At 45.0% G+C, this 15,849-nt stretch carries 15 protein-coding genes and 1 riboswitch; all 15 genes read right to left on the reverse strand.

The annotated features are described in order from the left end of the window. Positions 1-57: 57 nt before the first annotated feature. On the reverse strand, positions 58-1,626 hold the full coding sequence (locus SporoP33_RS03860) for a Na+/H+ antiporter NhaC family protein (protein WP_081242511.1): 1,569 nt from the start codon (positions 1,624-1,626) through the stop codon (positions 58-60). Positions 1,627-1,826: 200 nt separating this feature from the next. Then, positions 1,827-2,002, reverse strand: a riboswitch (Lysine riboswitch). A 54-nt stretch (positions 2,003-2,056) separates the two neighbouring features. Next, positions 2,057-2,824, reverse strand: coding sequence for a sporulation protein YunB (gene yunB / locus SporoP33_RS03865; protein ID WP_081242512.1), 768 nt, complete (start codon positions 2,822-2,824; stop codon positions 2,057-2,059). 46 nt (positions 2,825-2,870) lie between these two features. Further along, positions 2,871-4,250, reverse strand: a complete 1,380-nt coding sequence (locus SporoP33_RS03870) for a bifunctional metallophosphatase/5'-nucleotidase (RefSeq protein ID WP_231293294.1) — start codon at positions 4,248-4,250, stop codon at positions 2,871-2,873. Between the two features lie 5 nt (positions 4,251-4,255). Further along, entirely contained in the window at positions 4,256-5,080 is an 825-nt protein-coding gene (locus tag SporoP33_RS03875) for a sulfite exporter TauE/SafE family protein (RefSeq protein ID WP_081242514.1), read from the reverse strand. After that, the gene (locus tag SporoP33_RS03880) at positions 5,080-5,940 is read right to left on the reverse strand and encodes a DUF72 domain-containing protein (protein WP_081242515.1); all 861 of its coding nucleotides are present in this window, start codon (positions 5,938-5,940) and stop codon (positions 5,080-5,082) included. Before SporoP33_RS03880 ends, SporoP33_RS03875 begins: the two co-directional genes overlap by 1 nt. Before the next feature lie 307 nt (positions 5,941-6,247). Next, positions 6,248-6,601, reverse strand: coding sequence for a rhodanese-like domain-containing protein (locus SporoP33_RS03885; protein ID WP_081242516.1), 354 nt, complete (start codon positions 6,599-6,601; stop codon positions 6,248-6,250). A gap of 164 nt (positions 6,602-6,765) precedes the next feature. Continuing rightward, entirely contained in the window at positions 6,766-7,002 is a 237-nt protein-coding gene (locus SporoP33_RS03890; protein ID WP_081242517.1) for a glutaredoxin family protein, read from the reverse strand. A 206-nt stretch (positions 7,003-7,208) separates the two neighbouring features. Beyond that, on the reverse strand, positions 7,209-8,186 hold the full coding sequence (locus SporoP33_RS03895; protein WP_081242518.1) for an NAD(P)H-dependent flavin oxidoreductase: 978 nt from the start codon (positions 8,184-8,186) through the stop codon (positions 7,209-7,211). A gap of 239 nt (positions 8,187-8,425) precedes the next feature. Beyond that, on the reverse strand, positions 8,426-8,890 hold the full coding sequence (locus tag SporoP33_RS03900) for a MarR family winged helix-turn-helix transcriptional regulator (protein WP_081242519.1): 465 nt from the start codon (positions 8,888-8,890) through the stop codon (positions 8,426-8,428). A 186-nt stretch (positions 8,891-9,076) separates the two neighbouring features. After that, positions 9,077-10,474, reverse strand: a complete 1,398-nt coding sequence (sufB, locus tag SporoP33_RS03905; RefSeq protein WP_081242520.1) for a Fe-S cluster assembly protein SufB — start codon at positions 10,472-10,474, stop codon at positions 9,077-9,079. 42 nt (positions 10,475-10,516) lie between these two features. Further along, complete coding sequence (gene sufU / locus SporoP33_RS03910) at positions 10,517-10,954, reverse strand: Fe-S cluster assembly sulfur transfer protein SufU (RefSeq protein WP_081242521.1); 438 nt, start codon at positions 10,952-10,954, stop codon at positions 10,517-10,519. Next, positions 10,944-12,173 carry a cysteine desulfurase gene (locus SporoP33_RS03915; protein WP_081242522.1) on the reverse strand — a complete coding sequence of 410 codons (1,230 nt, stop codon included), beginning with the start codon at positions 12,171-12,173 and terminating at the stop codon, positions 10,944-10,946. Before SporoP33_RS03915 ends, sufU begins: the two co-directional genes overlap by 11 nt. After that, a complete protein-coding gene (sufD, locus tag SporoP33_RS03920) occupies positions 12,173-13,480 on the reverse strand; it encodes a Fe-S cluster assembly protein SufD (RefSeq protein WP_081242523.1) in 1,308 nt (435 codons plus the stop codon). The genes SporoP33_RS03915 and sufD overlap by 1 nt, the downstream gene beginning before the upstream one ends. An 18-nt stretch (positions 13,481-13,498) precedes the next feature. Continuing rightward, entirely contained in the window at positions 13,499-14,278 is a 780-nt protein-coding gene (gene sufC / locus SporoP33_RS03925) for a Fe-S cluster assembly ATPase SufC (protein ID WP_081242524.1), read from the reverse strand. 263 nt (positions 14,279-14,541) lie between these two features. After that, complete coding sequence (locus SporoP33_RS03930) at positions 14,542-15,723, reverse strand: dicarboxylate/amino acid:cation symporter (RefSeq protein ID WP_081242525.1); 1,182 nt, start codon at positions 15,721-15,723, stop codon at positions 14,542-14,544. Positions 15,724-15,849 lie beyond the last annotated feature (126 nt).

Consider the following 15,849-nt stretch of genomic DNA (forward strand, 5'->3'; position numbering starts at 1 on the left):
AAAACAAATTTAGACTAAGAATGAAGGTTTTATCACTCTTAGTCTAAATCATAATCTTTATGCAGTTTGCGCTGCCCGCTGTTTCCCTTTTGCGTTCCAGTACACAAATAAAGCTATCAGAATAATAATAACCGCCGCAAGTCCAATCCATACGGAACCAGTCACACCAAGAGTGAAGTATCCGGCGACCGCCACACTGGCTGCCACAAGCGCATAAGGCAACTGTGTCGCCACGTGATCGATATGATTACAGCCCGCTCCCGTAGATGAAAGGATCGTTGTATCTGAGATCGGTGAACAATGGTCCCCAAATACCGCGCCTGCCAGTACAGCAGACAATGCCGGGAGCAATAATTCCGGTGCCGCATTGACCATAATTGTTCCTGCAATCGGCATGAGAATACCGAACGACCCCCATGACGTACCTGTCGAGAATGCCATCAGTCCTGCTAATATGAAAATCAAAACAGGCAGGAAGGCAACCGGGATATTCAGCTTCTCTACCATAGTAGATAAGAAGAGGCCTGTATCAAGTGTTGCTATCAATTCTGTTAATCCCCATGCAAGGATTAAGATTAAAATAGCCGGCATCATTGCTCTGATTCCACTAATGAACGCACGCCCCATCCAGGAAACGCTTGCCGTTTCATTCTCTTTCATTTGCAGTGCATACAGCAGCATCGCAAGCAATGTGGCAGTAATGCCCCCGGTTACCAGAGAAAACGGTACATCTGTATTCTCGAAAATTGCCCAAATATCGAAGATCCCCGCCTCTTTATAACCTGTGTAAATCATCATGCCAAGAGTTACAGCAATCAGCGTCACAATCGGCGCGACGAGATCACGGACTTTACCGTGTGTATGCTCAGGAAATTCCTCTTTCAGTTCGCCGGGAATTTCTTTTTTTGGATCATACAATAAACCTTCATTGTTCGCGCGATCTTCGTGCTTTTTCATTTCAAAGAAATCATTGTTTGTCCAGGCAAAGAAAAAGACCATGGATAACGTAGCAATGACGTAGAAATTCATGGGCGCCATCATGATGAATGCTGTCAGCGGTGAATAACTGACCGCTGCCGTCGTGCCCAAAATCAGTGCAAGCTGTCCAATCAGGAATGCACCCCAGCTGGAAATCGGTGAGACAACACAAATAGGGGCAGACGTAGAGTCAATGAAATATGCCAGTTTCGCACGTGAAATCCTGTGCTGATCGGTAATCGGTCTGGCAATCTGTCCAACTGCCAATGCGTTGAAATAATCATCAACGAAAATAGCAATTCCTAGAATCATAGTCAGCAGCTTTGCACCGCGTTTCGTACGGATGCGTGTTACCGCCCAGCGTGCAAACGCCGCACTGCCTCCTGACAGGCTGACAAATGCGGTAATGACACCAAGCAATAATAAAAATAACATAATGAATATATTATATGTATTCAAACCGCCGTCCCAAAATGAAATAGTCACAGCTGTCCAAATACCTTTCAGCGTCTCCAGCGGAGCAAATTCCGCAATAAGTAAAGCAGCTGTAAGAATGCCTGCTCCTAATGATAATAATACTCTCCTCGTCACCAACACCATCACGATGGCGATAATAGGAGGCAAAATAGAGACCCACGTTCCGATCATTGTAATTCCTCCTCTTTCTGGTTGATAGATGATATCGAAATGCAGAAGGTCTTCTGAAGGGCGGAAAGACAGCACCAACAACGGATTGCTGATATTGCCAGCAAAAAGCCGACTCCAACAGGTCGTTACGAACGTGTGGGAGTCGGCCGGACAATATCTCTGCTGGTCATTGAGTCATGTACATCAAGTGCAGGTCATCTGGCTACTGTAGCTCTCCATACATTTGTCGCTGTATGACAGTGTCATTCCTCTTTGAAATGACCCCAACTTGAGAAGCGGACTCTTCTCAAACTTCGGCACTGCCTCCTTTTGCTGGCGGTCTTCGACGTCACTCTCTCACCAGGTACTTATAAGCAATGCAGCCTCTACGTAAGTCTCGATATTCTTCTTGTATCAGTGTAGCAATAATCGACATTGTTCACAATACCTTTTACTCCGTATCTTCCAGAGGCACTTCTATCTGTGCGGGTGTCTGTTCACCCTTTGAATAAATTTGCGGAACTTTCCCTCTGATTAAGCCCATGGCAATGGGAATTTCCTGCTCTACAACACTTTTGCTGGTCGCTAATGGCACAATAATTTGTACATTGACCTGCAATTTGAGATTCACTTCCACATACGCATTATTGATTCCAAATTCCCGTATATTCGTATCGACAGTGGCATGGACATCCCCAACAACATGAAAACGGATGGGGATTTTCGGACCGAGGTTACCGATCAGCGGGATATTGGTCGCCTGACCGAGCGGTACGAAGAAGACGATCCCTTGCTCTTTCTCCATGCGATCGGGATTGTATTCAAGATCACCAAGCGGCGGCAGCATATCCAGATCTCCGCCTTCTGCACGTTCCAGATGATCTTCTACGAGCTGATGGATTTCGGACATCACCTGGCTGATGATTTCCGCGTTAAATTTCGTTGTCACCGTATCTTTCGTGTCATCCGGCACATTCTCAATGATTTCATTGACATCATAGACACTGGTGGTACGGTTTTGGATAGCCTGGCTTATGACGTGACTCGCTATTTTTTGAGTTTGGACTTCGGCATATTGTGTATAGATCGGGGTCAATTGTTTATTGACAGTGTAGAAAAACATAGCGACTGCCACGAAAATAGACGGAATGACAAAGCGCAGGATATTTTTGCCGTAGTGATGTCTCTTCGGCCGTTTTTGATTCGTATAAAACCGCATAAATACGCCTCCTGCTACACATTATGCGAAGCAGGAGGCGTACATACTAGCCTTCATTAAAATATTTTCTTCCGTACCAGCCGAGCACATCACGAAGCATTTCCGGCATGATATATTCTTTCGGAGCTTCTTTCAGCAGCGGAAAAAAATAGCCGAACGTAAACATATCGAGTGTTGCAAGAGTATAGGTGCTGCCGGGTTCCACCAATCGGTTTCCTGCGAATAATTGTCCGTCGCTGTTAAGGAATAAATGCTCATGAATCATGCTGCCCATCAATGTGCCGCGGAAACCCAGACCTCTGATCGGCAGTTCTGTCCATTTGGGATCCAGTGACTGCTCGTAGATTGTCAGCAAGTCCTCTCCGTCTAAACGAACTAGGCATGGATTGATCGGATGCGGCAGCAGCGAGTGGAGGTCACCTTTCGTCACCCAGCCTTCATCCAGACTGCCGAGAAAAATGCCGGCGTTAAACAGCGCACAATCTGCATCCAAATAAGTCAGCAATGCACGGCCAAACAGCGAAGACAAGGGACTGTTTCCTGTCAGCCGCTGCGGCAGGGCGGACGGATTATAAAAAACAGGCACTTCCAGAGCTTCTTCTCCTTCATTCAGATAGCCGTTCACTTCTGCGACATCTTCTTCTGTCCGCTTCATTAACTGTGTCGGGAACACTTCTGCAGTCATATGAAGTACTTGATTCGTCATGCGGTCGACGTCCACCTGGATGTGGCCGACATAATGACCGAACTTTTCGGCTGCTGCAATCAACGTGTCGTTGTGCCATTCCCCATTCTGGAGTAAATGGTGAGTATGGCCGCCTAAAATGACATCGAATTCTGGACGTTCCGCCGCAAGCAGACGATCTTCATTGATGCCTAAATGCGACAGGCAAATCACCACATCGCATTGCGGCCGCAGACTTTTAGCCACTTCTTTGAGCGCTGCATGCGGCTCCGTAACGCGCCAGCCCAGCTGCTCATAGAACGCATAATACGGCGCAGTGGCACCTGTGATGCCGATCCGCACGCCGTCTGCCGTCTCCAGAATCTTTGATGTCTTCGCCCAGTAAGGTAACGCACCGTCCAAGTCTGTTAAATTACAAAGCACCACGTCAAACTGAGCATCTTCATACAACGCATTCAATGATTCTTTCGACATCGTGATGCCTTCATTATTGCCGATTGTCACGGTATCGTACTCTGCCTCATTGAGCAGGTCAATATTTCCTTTGCCTTCCGTGCCTTCAGTAAATGGGTGGGATCTGTCGATATGATCACCGATATCAAATAAGAAAACCGCTTCTCCCTTTGCTTCCGCCTGCTGCTTGCGCTGTTTCAGAAAGCGGGAAATCTGCGGCCAGTTTTCAAAATGACTATGCACATCATTCGTATGATAAATATGAATTGTCGCTACTGTTTCTTCCATATACGTCAACCCCAAATCCCCTCATAGATGGAACGCAGTCCAAAGACGAGTAAAATGATGCGAATGACCAAAACCAGCGTATCTGATTTCATTTTGCCATTCAAATACGCACCGAGCATTCCGCCGAAATAGGCGCCTGGCACGACCGGAATCGTATAGAGCCACGGCACATGCCCGAGAGAAATATGCGAAATTGAATTTACGATGGATGACAGGAATACCATCAGCATCGATGTGGCCACTGCTACGTGCGGAGGGAAAAGGAACAGCAAAATCATCGCAGGAACGATCATGGTGCCGCCGCCGATTCCAAATAACCCCGATGTCAGTCCAATAAATAATGACAGGAGGATGGCAAACCAGATCGGATAGCCGTAGATATGCGCCTTACCCTGCGGATCTGTGAATGTCACTTTCCTTCCGTTTTCCACAAACCAGCGAATCGGCTTCAAATATTTTCTCGTTAATAACAGTGTAGACAAGACAATTAATAATATGCCGAAAAATAGATTAAATGATTGCAAACTAACATTTTTATTGATGAACGCGCCAATAATGATCCCGGGTATACTCGCTGTAAAAAATAGCAGGGCACTGCGGTAATCGATTGTCCTGACTTTCATGTATGATATGGTCGAGCCAAGTCCGTTCGCGATCATCATAATGACCGATAAACCGACTACACTTTGTGGCGTAATATCAGGAATTAGGCCAAGATTCAGCCCGACAAATAATGTGACGGGCACCAGAATTGTTCCGCCGCCGAGCCCGGCAATCGAGCCGATTACACCCGAAGCCAGACCGATTAAGGCCAGCACTGCAAATTCCATTACTGATCCCCCTCAAATAAATCCAGCTGCTCGGTGAGTGGCTGACCATACTCTATGTTGACCAGATCCGCGAATTGCTTAGCGTTCTTCGCAGCATGCTGACCGGAGTTGTTATTAAATATAACGAATACTTCCTGTGTTTGTTTTTCAAGGTGTTTGACGACATCGCGCATACTCTCTAATTCTTTTTCATTATAATCATAAAGGTAGCGCACTTTACGCCACGCTTTACTGTCTCCCATTGTATTGACCCATCCTTTGTCATTGCGTCCATGAAGACGCAGCAGCACCTTCGGATCGGTCGCAGCCGGCACGAGCGGCACACTGCCGTCCCCGACCTGCGGCTCATCACAGACAACATGGATGATGTTTAAACTCTTCAGGAAATCCAATGTCTTCTCCCGGTAGGCAGGTGAGTACCAAGATTGGTGGCGAAACTCTACCGCAACCGGCAGCGGCTGTAACTGATCATGCACATAGCGGATACGGTCGACGTTTTCTTTCCGGCAATCAAACCACGGCGGAAATTGCACAAGGATCATCGCCAGTTTCCCTGCTTCCACAAACGACGTCAATGACAGCTTGAATTGTGAGAACATCTCCTCTTCAGAATCATACGGCAGCTTCCCCCGCTGATGGCCGGTAATACCTTGATAGGCTTTCACAATGAACCGAAAATCAGCAGGAGTTTCCTCCGTCCATTTATCCATCACTTTTTTGGATTGTATAGCATAAAACGTCGAATCAAGTTCGACAATTGGAAAGTGTTTGCTGTAATCAATGAGCTTTTTATTCGCTATTGTTTTTTCATTATACAGGCTTGGATGGTCTCCCCACCCTGTCAGGCCAACATGTATCACGGAAAGTTCCCCCTCCTTTTAGCTTTCATTCAGTGTATCATATCTCATGTGTTTTCGGAAAAGTCATACGCTGCAGCTCACTTTTTCCTTTTTGGAGTTTCATTGCATAAACTTCTGCTATTTGCGCTTATTTTCTTGGTGGGGCGGGGTTGTTTGGTGTGCCGCTGCGCTATTTGGCGACGGGACCGCGCATTCTCTTCGCGCAATAGCATTATATCTCGCCGCGACCAAGCATTACATTTCTTCCAAATCAAACACACGCGAAAAAGCGTCCCGGGTTATTGCACCCAAGACGCTTTTTCTATCCTTACTCCCGCCACGCGCTCATGCCGCCGCGCACATTCGTTACATTCGTATACCCGGCTTTTTTCAACTGCCCTGCGGCATTCATGCTGCGCATGCCGCTTTGACAAATCAAAATGATTTCCTGCTCTTTCGGTAATGACGCCATCTGATTTTTCAACAGATTCAGCGGGATGTTTTTGAATAACGGAATATGACGCTCTTTATATTCTGCAGGCGTACGGACATCTATAAACTGAACGTTACGGTCTTTCATTCTTCCTTTTAATTCTTCTGTTGTGATGATGTTCACGCCTTTTGCCGGCTTCATTCGCCAGACTACTGCTATGACGATCAGCGCAATGAAAATCCAACCCATTGTTGCGGCCTCCCTTTAGTGTGTCCATTCCATGATGACTAGGATGATTCCCATCACCACAAACGCTGCATGGCCTATACAGAAGCGGGGAAATAATTTCTTTTCCATTTCCTCCGCCGTTTGAACTGTACACGATCTGCAGAATAAGAGCTGTTTGACTTTATTCATGCGTCCAATGCGGCCTGAACACTTGCCGGATCAAAGCCGAGTATCCATTTGCCGTTTAACAGTGTTTGAGGCACACCCATCTGTCCAGTCGTTTCAACCAGGCGCTGCCCTGCCGCCGAGTCTGTAGTGATATTAATCGTTTCATAAGGCACATGAATTTCCTCAAGATAATTCGTCATCATCGTGCAGTATGGACAAGTAGATGAAACATAAACTGTTGCTTTTGCTGTCATTTGAAAAACTCCTTTTATCTAGTTAGTATCTTCATTATATACCCCCACAGGTATAAAATCAACGAATTGATTTCACTTATGAGACTTTTTCTCTTCGGCTAACTACTTTATTGATCCATACAAAAAAATCGGAGTGTCTGAAATTCACACGCCGATTTTTATTGTAGTATAAACGAAACGCGGGTCCGGCAGTTGATACTGAAGAATTATCTGCCTGCCGTGTTGACTGTATCACCAATTAATTTATTTTTCGCTTGGTTATATTGGTCTGTTAATTGTCCGACATAGTCTTTGATCGGCTGTACTTTATTGATTACGCCGATTCCCTGACCGCAGCCCCAAATATCTTTCCACGCTTTTTTGCTGCCCTCTCCGCCAAAATTCATTTGGGAAGGATCACTTTCCGGCAAGTTGTCCGGATCCAAACCGGAAGCACGAATTGATGGAGCTAAATAATTTCCGTGTACGCCAGTGAAATAGTTGCTGTAGACGATATCATCAGAAGTTGCGTCTAGGATCGCTTGCTTATATTCATTAACGGCTCTTGCTTCTTCTGTCGCAATAAATGGTGAACCAATGTAAGCAAAATCTGCCCCCATCGCTTCTGCCGCTAAGACGCTTCCCCCGGTTGCGATAGAACCGCCAAGTACCAGCGGCCCATCAAACCATTCGCGGATTTCCTGAATGAGCGCAAATGGACTCTTTGGCCCTGCATGCCCTCCAGCCCCTGCCGCTACCGCAATTAAACCGTCTGCGCCTTTTTCAATGGCTTTCTTTGCAAACGTATTATTAATTACATCGTGCAAGACGATTCCGCCATAGCTGTGTGCAGCCTCGTAGACATCTTCTCTTGCACCGAGTGATGTAATTATGATGGGAACTTTATACTTCACGCAAAGCTCCATATCTTCCTGCAGTCTTTCATTTGACCGGTGAACAATTTGGTTAATCGCAAACGGCGCAGCGGGCTTATGCGGATTCTTCGCATTATAATCTGCCAGTTCTTCTGTAATCTCAATGAGCCATTCTTCAAATTGAGCGATCGGTCTTGCATTTAAAGAAGGCATGGAACCGATAATCCCCGCTTTACACTGCTCGATCACGGTCTTTGGGTTACTGATAATAAACATAGGCGAAGCAATCACTGGAATACTCATACTCTTTTTCAATTCTGCTATATTCATCTTGTACACTCCCCTTTATTCGTAAGCGCTTTCAATTCAGTGATTAAAAGAATAATGTAAAAAATCCCGTACATTCTTCAATTAAATTAAATGTAAGCAAGCATACGATGCATGTATATACATGTATTGTACCGCTTTTTTTTGACTTGTCAATCAATTTAGTAATATGACTTTCTTATTTTCACTTCTTCTGGCGTGAACCATTATAAATCAGCGGAATCTAGTTTATTCCTCTGGCTTCAGATTTCCAAATCATCGATGACATTTTGTAGATCATGCAGTTTATTTAATAAGTCCATATACTCTTCTTTGCCCATAGCTCCTTCAATTTGTTCCTGTACTTTTGTCCAGATAGGTGTCGCATTGTTCAATTTCTCATATCCGGCAGCCGTCACAGAAACCACTTTTGTCCGAGAATCCTGCGCAGCACGCTCAATAGTTACCAGCCCAGAGTCCTTTAAAATGTTCAGGTTACGGGTCACGGTTGTTTGGTCAAGCAGCATGATTTCACTCAGCTTACTTATAGAAATGTCCGGCAACGTGTAAATATTCCCAAGCATATAATACTGTGTGATTTTTAGCCCTGTCGGTTTCAGGAGTTTATTGTAAAGCTGCGTCAGAGATCCTGACACCGTCCGCAGATTCGCACAAGCGCACACTTCAATCACGTAATTCGCCTGTTCTTGATCCAGTTTTTTCTCCATGCCTGTCACTCCCTGCTTTACATTTTAAAAAAGTTCCGGCTAATTCATTATTGATATCGTAGCATTTTCATTTATCCATGTATATACATAGGCAAATGAAAATGAACGTTTTACTGTGCGGCTTATAACTCTTTCACCAAATAAAAAAACTGGCTCATCCTTTAGATGAGCCAGAAATTTGTTGATTTATCCGATTGAACCTTCCATTTCAAACTTGATCAGTCGGTTCATTTCTACCGCATATTCCATCGGCAGTTCTTTTGTAAATGGCTCGATAAAGCCCATTACGATCATTTCCGTTGCTTCCAATTCAGGAATACCGCGGCTCATCAAGTAGAAGAGCTGCTCTTCGGAAACTTTTGATACTTTTGCTTCGTGTTCCAATGAAATGTTGTCATTCAAGATTTCATTGTACGGAATCGTATCAGAAGTGGACAGTTTATCCATAATCAATGTATCACACTCAATGTTGGCACGAGCTCCATCCGCTTTACGTCCGAAGTGGACGATTCCGCGGTACGTTACTTTTCCGCCGTGTTGAGAGATAGATTTTGAAACAATAGTAGAAGACGTGTTAGGTGCCAAGTGCATCATTTTCGCGCCGGCATCCTGATGCTGTCCTTTACCTGCAAGTGCGATGGATAATGTCAGACCGCGTGAGCCTTCACCTTTTAAGATGACTGCCGGGTATTTCATCGTCAATTTAGAACCGATGTTCCCGTCAATCCATTCCATCGTTGCATTTTCTTCACATACTGCACGCTTTGTTACCAAGTTATAGACGTTGTTCGCCCAGTTTTGGATTGTCGTGTAACGGCAATATGCGTCTTTCTTAATGATAATCTCAACAACCGCACTATGCAGTGAGTTCGTTGTGTAGACAGGTGCTGTACAGCCTTCTACGTAGTGAACGCTTGCGCCTTCGTCCACGATGATCAGCGTACGCTCGAACTGTCCCATATTTTCCGAGTTAATACGGAAATATGCCTGCAGCGGAGTCTCAACTTTCACGCCTGGCGGTACATAGATGAATGAACCACCTGACCAGACAGCAGAGTTCAGCGCTGAGAATTTATTGTCAGAATTCGGAATAACTGTACCCCAGTACTTCTTGAATAGTTCTTCGTTTTCAAGAAGTGCAGAATCTGTGTCTTTAAAGACAATTCCGAGATCTGTAAGTTCTTCTTTCATGTTGTGGTAAACCACTTCAGATTCATACTGTGCAGATACACCTGCCAAGTATTTTTGTTCTGCTTCCGGAATACCCAATTTATCAAACGTACGCTTGATTTCCTCAGGTACTTCATCCCAAGAAGTTTCTGTTGCTTCAGATGGTTTAACGTAATACGTGATTTCATCGAAATTCAATGAATTCAAGTCTCCGCCCCACTGCGGCATTGGCTTGCTGTAAAAAATCTCAAGAGATTTTAAACGGTAATCCAACATCCATTGCGGCTCTTCTTTCATAGCAGAAATTTCTTCTACTATTTCACGTGTCAGACCGCGTTCTGAACGGAACACAGAAACGTCTTTATCGTGGAAACCATACTTATAATCACCGATTTCGGGCATTTGTTTCGCCATTATTATTCCTCCGTCCCATAATTGCTCGTACTATGGCCAAGGTCACTGCGACTCGCCAGAGACTCCCTTTTCCATCGCCTTCCAGCTCAATGTTGCACATTTAATTCGGGCAGGGAATTGCGCGACACCCGAAAGTGCTTCAAGGTCATCGAGATCAACCGACTCGTCCAAATCTTTGCCTAACATCATATCTGAAAAGGTATGAGCTAATTTTACTGCTTCTTCTGTTGTCTTGTTCTTGATCATTTGCGTCATCATGGAAGCGGATGCCATTGAAATAGAACACCCTTCGCCTTCAAACTTCGCGTCTTTAACGATATCATTTTCCACATTCATCGTTAAATGGATGACGTCACCGCAAGTTGGATTGTTCATGTCAATCGTGACATTCCCATCATCCAAAATGCCTTTGTTTTTCGGATGTTTATAATGCTCCATAATTACGGAACGATATAGTTGATCGAGTTTGTTAGTAGACATCGTTAAAATACTCCTTTGTTGTGCGAAGTCCTTCCACGAGGCGGTCTACGTCATCCGTGGTGTTGTACAGGTAGAAGCTGGCACGTGCAGTAGAAGAACATTGCAGCCATTTCATCAATGGCTGTGCGCAATGGTGTCCTGCACGAACAGCTATACCGTTCATATCGAGTACAGTTGCGACATCGTGAGGATGGACATCATCCAAATTGAATGTGACCAATCCTGCGCGCTTTTCTGGATCTCTTGGACCATAAATGGTCAAGCCGTCAATTTCAGACATTTTATCCATCGCATAACCAGCAAGTTCATGCTCATGTTTTTCGATGGCATCCAAACCGATCTCTTCCAGAAAATCAATCGCTGCACCAAGTCCGATAGCTCCTGCAATAATAGGTGTGCCGCCTTCAAATTTCCAAGGCAGTTCTTTCCAGGTAGATTCGTATAATCCGACGAAGTCAATCATTTCGCCGCCGAATTCCACAGGCTCCATATTATTGAGCAAATCCTTCTTACCATAGAGGACACCGATGCCGGTAGGTCCGCACATTTTGTGTCCGGAAAATGCAAGGAAGTCGCAATTCAGATTCTGTACATCTATTTTCAAGTGCGGTGCAGCCTGGGCTGCATCCACACACATTACTGCTCCATGCTGATGGGCAATTTCTGTAATTTCTTTAATCGGGTTCATCGTGCCGAGAACGTTGGAAACGTACATAATAGAAACGATTTTCGTTTTATCTGTAATTGTTTCGCGCACTTTATCCAGCGATAATGTGCCGTCCTCTTCTAAATCGATATATTTCAGCACAGCGCCGGTTTCTTTAGCGAGCTGCTGCCACGGAATGATATTGGAGTGGTGCTCCATATGCGTAATGACGATTTCATCGCCTTCCGAGACGTTCGCCCGGCCATAACTGTCTGCTACTGTGTTGATTGCTGTAGTAGTACCGCGCATAAAAATTACTTCTTGCGTGGATTTGGCATTAATAAATTTACGGACTTTCTCACGAGCTCCTTCATAGCCGTCTGTCGCCCGGTTTCCAAGTGTGTGCACCCCGCGGTGAACGTTGGAGTTGTCCTGACGGTAATAGCGGTCGAGAGCTTCGATTACTTGAACAGGCTTTTGAGATGTTGCCGCACTGTCCAAATATACAAGCGGATGCCCGTTAACTTCCTGATCTAATATAGGGAAATGATTGCGGATGTCTTTACTGAGCATTAGCGCACTTTCCTTTCAATAACCTCCGTCAATTGCTTTCTAACTCCTTCAATCGGCAATTTGCTGACTACCGGAGCCAAAAATCCATGAATAATGAGGCGTTCTGCTTCTTCTTTTGAAATCCCGCGGCTCATAAGATAGAACATCTGCATTGGATCTACACGTCCAACTGAAGCTGCGTGGCCTGCTGTTACATCATCTTCATCAATGAGCAAGATTGGGTTTGCGTCGCCGCGCCCTCTTTCGCTCAGCATCAGAATACGTGACTCCTGCACCGCATTTGAGCGGGTAGCTCCTTTGGCGATACGGCCAATACCGTTAAAGATTGCAGAAGACGATTCTTTCATAACTCCGTGCTTCAGGATGAAAGCGTCCGTGTCCAGTCCCCAGTGGACGATTTCAGAAGTGAAGTTTTGTTTCTGGCTGCCGCGGCCTACAACTACAGATTTCATATCACTGGATGAGCCGTTGCCGACTAAGTGCGTAATATTTTCGGAAATCGTATTGCTGTCATTCATCAGACCCAGTGCCCACTCGATGCGAGCGTTTGGTCCTACTACTCCGCGACGGTTGACGTAAGTTGTCATTCCTTCAGCTAATACGTCGACTGCACCGTAGACAATTTTCGCATTATCCATAGCAAATACTTCGGATACGATGTTTGCCTGTGTTTCGGCGTGCTCCATAGTAGAAAGGTAGTTTTCTACATACGTAACGGAACTGTTCGCTTCAGCCACGATCACTGCGTGGTTAAACAATGATGCTTCTTCATTGTCATGAATGAACAGTACTTGCAGCGGATCTTCGATAACAACGTTTTTAGGAACGTATACGAATACGCCGCCGTTAATTAATGCTGCATGAAGAGCTGTTAATTTATGCTCATCTACTTTCACGCCGTCCGTCATCAAGTACTTCTGCAGCAGTTCGCTATGTTCGCGGGATGCTGTGAAGATATCCGTCAAAATAACGCCTTGCGACTTCAGGTCTTCTGATAATGAAGTGTATGCAGGTGTATTATTATGCTGTACATAAATGTTTTGCTGCTGTTCATCATCAATTAATGTCTTCGCTTCTGTCGGAAGTTCCTCCAGCGCCGCGAAGTTTGAACTTTCTACTGTATGTGAAGGGAATTCCGTGAAATTCCAATTAGTAATTTTTGTTTTATCTGGTCTCGGCATTTCGAGCACTTCAGCTTTCGCCAGAGCATTCGAACGAAAATCTGCCATCCAAGCAGCTTCCTCCACTTTTGCGGAATAAGAGCGGACGTCCTGTTCGGTCAATGCCAATGTTGTTTCAACCGTCATTTTAAGTCGTCCCCTTTCTTATGCTTCTTGTCCAACTGTCTCGTCTTCAATACCAAGCTCTTCTTTAATCCAGTCATATCCTTGGCTCTCAAGTTTCTCAGCCAATTCAGGTCCGCCAGTTTTGACGATTCTGCCCTGCATGATGATGTGCACGTGATCCGGCTTGATATAGTTCAACAAGCGCTGATAGTGAGTGATGATCAGGCAGCCGAAGCCTTCGCCGCGCATTTCATTGATTCCTTTAGAAACAACTTTCAATGCATCGATATCCAGACCTGAGTCAATTTCGTCAAGTACTGCAAATTTTGGTTTCAACATCATAAGCTGAAGAATTTCGTTGCGCTTTTTCTCTCCGCCTGAGAAACCTTCGTTCAAATAACGTGTTGCCATATCTTCATCCATTTCCAGGAACTCCATCTTGCTGTCCAGTTCACGGATAAATTTCATCAAGGAAATTTCGTCGCCCTCTTCACGACGGGCATTCATTCCTGAACGCAGGAAATCTGCGTTTGTTACGCCAGTGATTTCACTTGGATACTGCATTGCAAGGAACAAACCAGCTTTCGCACGCTCATCCACTTCCATTGCCAGAACGTCTTCTCCATCAATTGTGATGCTTCCAGATGTAACTTCATATTTCGGGTGTCCCATAATTGCAGATGCAAGTGTGGATTTCCCCGTACCATTGGGACCCATGATTGCATGGATCTCATTTGTATTTATTGTTAAGGTAACACCCTTCAAGATTTCTTTGCCCTCAATTTGGACATGAAGATCTTTAATTTCCAAAGTTGCCATTCCAATACCTCCAGTATGATCACTTGAATGGTTTATCCATTCTCTATTTAGTATCATTCTAATCTTAACCCATATTTGATTCGGTTGCAAATGTTTAAGAATCATTATAAATTATAAGCAAATTCATTGATTCTATGGGCCTCTATGAAATTTCACAGTTTATCATTTTTCAATTGACAACTAATGAATGAGAATCAACGAGAGATTAGTACATAAGAATTAGACAGAAAAAAGCCAGTCAAATGACCGGCTTTTTCTCTGTACTATGCTTTTTTTGTAAAACGGTCGACGATCATTGCAAGTGCGCCGTCGCCTGTAACATTTGTTGCTGTTCCGAAACTGTCCTGTGCCAGGTACAGCGCAATCATTAACGCCACCATAGCGTCAGTGAATCCAAGCATGGTGGAAAGAAGTCCAGTTGCCGCTACTACTGCACCGCCCGGCACACCCGGGGCTGCAATCATCGTAACGCCCAGCATGAAAATAAATTGCAGATACATGCCAAAGCTAATGTCGAATCCATTCATCAGCATGACGCCGATAGAGCAAGACACAATTGTGATCGTACTGCCTGACAAGTGAATAGTCGCAAACAGCGGCACCGCAAAATTTGTCACCCGTTCAGAAGCGCCGGTCTTTTTCGCCTGACGCAGTGTAACAGGAATCGTTGCGGCTGATGATTGCGTGCCGATTGCTGTTAAATAAGCAGGCAGCATCGTTTTCATCAGGACAAACGGATTACGTTTATTCAATGTACCTGCCACTGTATACTGGAATGTCAGCATAATCAGATGAAGAATGATAATCATGATAAATACCAGGATAAATACAGACAATACATTTGCCACTTCACCGGTATACGTCATATTTAAGAAAATCCCGAAGATATGAAACGGCAGCAGCGGAATGATTACGACAGAAATAACTTTATCGATAATCAAGTTGAACTCTTCAAAGAATGACAGCATCGTCTTTCCCTTAATCGCCGCCATGCCAATTCCAAGCACGAATGCCATGAGCAGCGCCGTCATAATTCCCATCATCGGCGCCATTTCCATCTCAAAGAAGGCTTCTCCGGCAGCACGTGCACCTTCCGCAATCTCTGCATCAGTGGATTGATGAATAAAATTAGGCAGAATAGTCGATGCCGCAGCATACGCGAGCAATCCTGCGGTAATGGTGGAGCCATAGGCAAACGCTGCAGACATTCCCAGCAGCTTCCCTGACCCCGCCCCGAGCTTCGCAATACTTGGCGCGATAAACGCAATAATGATGAGTGGCACAATAAAGTTCAAGAATCCGCCAAACAACATATTGAACGTGGCTGCTAATCGAACGAACCAGTTCGCGAAACCTTCATGAATCGCGGGCAGCAATAATCCAAGTCCGATCGCCAGCGCAATGGCTATCAAAATACGCCAAATAAGCCCTAGTTTAAACTTCACAATACGTCCTCCTCAAATACACATATGTATGACTGAAACAACACAACTTTACCACAAGAGCGGGGAATAGAGAAGAAAATATTTTAGTTTATTTAGTGTCTTTGCTGCGGGGATGAGCGGGTGGCG

It is taken from the genome of Sporosarcina sp. P33 (assembly GCF_002077155.1).
Taxonomy (GTDB): Bacteria; Bacillota; Bacilli; order Bacillales_A; family Planococcaceae; genus Sporosarcina.

What these genes read in the sequence shown, in the direction of transcription:
- SporoP33_RS03860 (WP_081242511.1), bottom strand. Translation starts at nt 1,626, where the DNA reads ATGATCGGAACGTGGGTCTCTATTTTGCCTCCTATTATCGCCATCGTG.
- yunB (WP_081242512.1), bottom strand. Translation starts at nt 2,824, where the DNA reads ATGCGGTTTTATACGAATCAAAAACGGCCGAAGAGACATCACTACGGC.
- SporoP33_RS03870 (WP_231293294.1), bottom strand. Translation starts at nt 4,250, where the DNA reads ATGGAAGAAACAGTAGCGACAATTCATATTTATCATACGAATGATGTG.
- SporoP33_RS03875 (WP_081242514.1), bottom strand. Translation starts at nt 5,080, where the DNA reads ATGGAATTTGCAGTGCTGGCCTTAATCGGTCTGGCTTCGGGTGTAATC.
- SporoP33_RS03885 (WP_081242516.1), bottom strand. Translation starts at nt 6,601, where the DNA reads ATGGGTTGGATTTTCATTGCGCTGATCGTCATAGCAGTAGTCTGGCGA.
- SporoP33_RS03890 (WP_081242517.1), bottom strand. Translation starts at nt 7,002, where the DNA reads ATGACAGCAAAAGCAACAGTTTATGTTTCATCTACTTGTCCATACTGC.
- SporoP33_RS03895 (WP_081242518.1), bottom strand. Translation starts at nt 8,186, where the DNA reads ATGAATATAGCAGAATTGAAAAAGAGTATGAGTATTCCAGTGATTGCT.
- SporoP33_RS03900 (WP_081242519.1), bottom strand. Translation starts at nt 8,890, where the DNA reads ATGGAGAAAAAACTGGATCAAGAACAGGCGAATTACGTGATTGAAGTG.
- sufB (WP_081242520.1), bottom strand. Translation starts at nt 10,474, where the DNA reads ATGGCGAAACAAATGCCCGAAATCGGTGATTATAAGTATGGTTTCCAC.
- sufU (WP_081242521.1), bottom strand. Translation starts at nt 10,954, where the DNA reads ATGTCTACTAACAAACTCGATCAACTATATCGTTCCGTAATTATGGAG.
- SporoP33_RS03915 (WP_081242522.1), bottom strand. Translation starts at nt 12,173, where the DNA reads ATGCTCAGTAAAGACATCCGCAATCATTTCCCTATATTAGATCAGGAA.
- sufD (WP_081242523.1), bottom strand. Translation starts at nt 13,480, where the DNA reads ATGACGGTTGAAACAACATTGGCATTGACCGAACAGGACGTCCGCTCT.
- sufC (WP_081242524.1), bottom strand. Translation starts at nt 14,278, where the DNA reads ATGGCAACTTTGGAAATTAAAGATCTTCATGTCCAAATTGAGGGCAAA.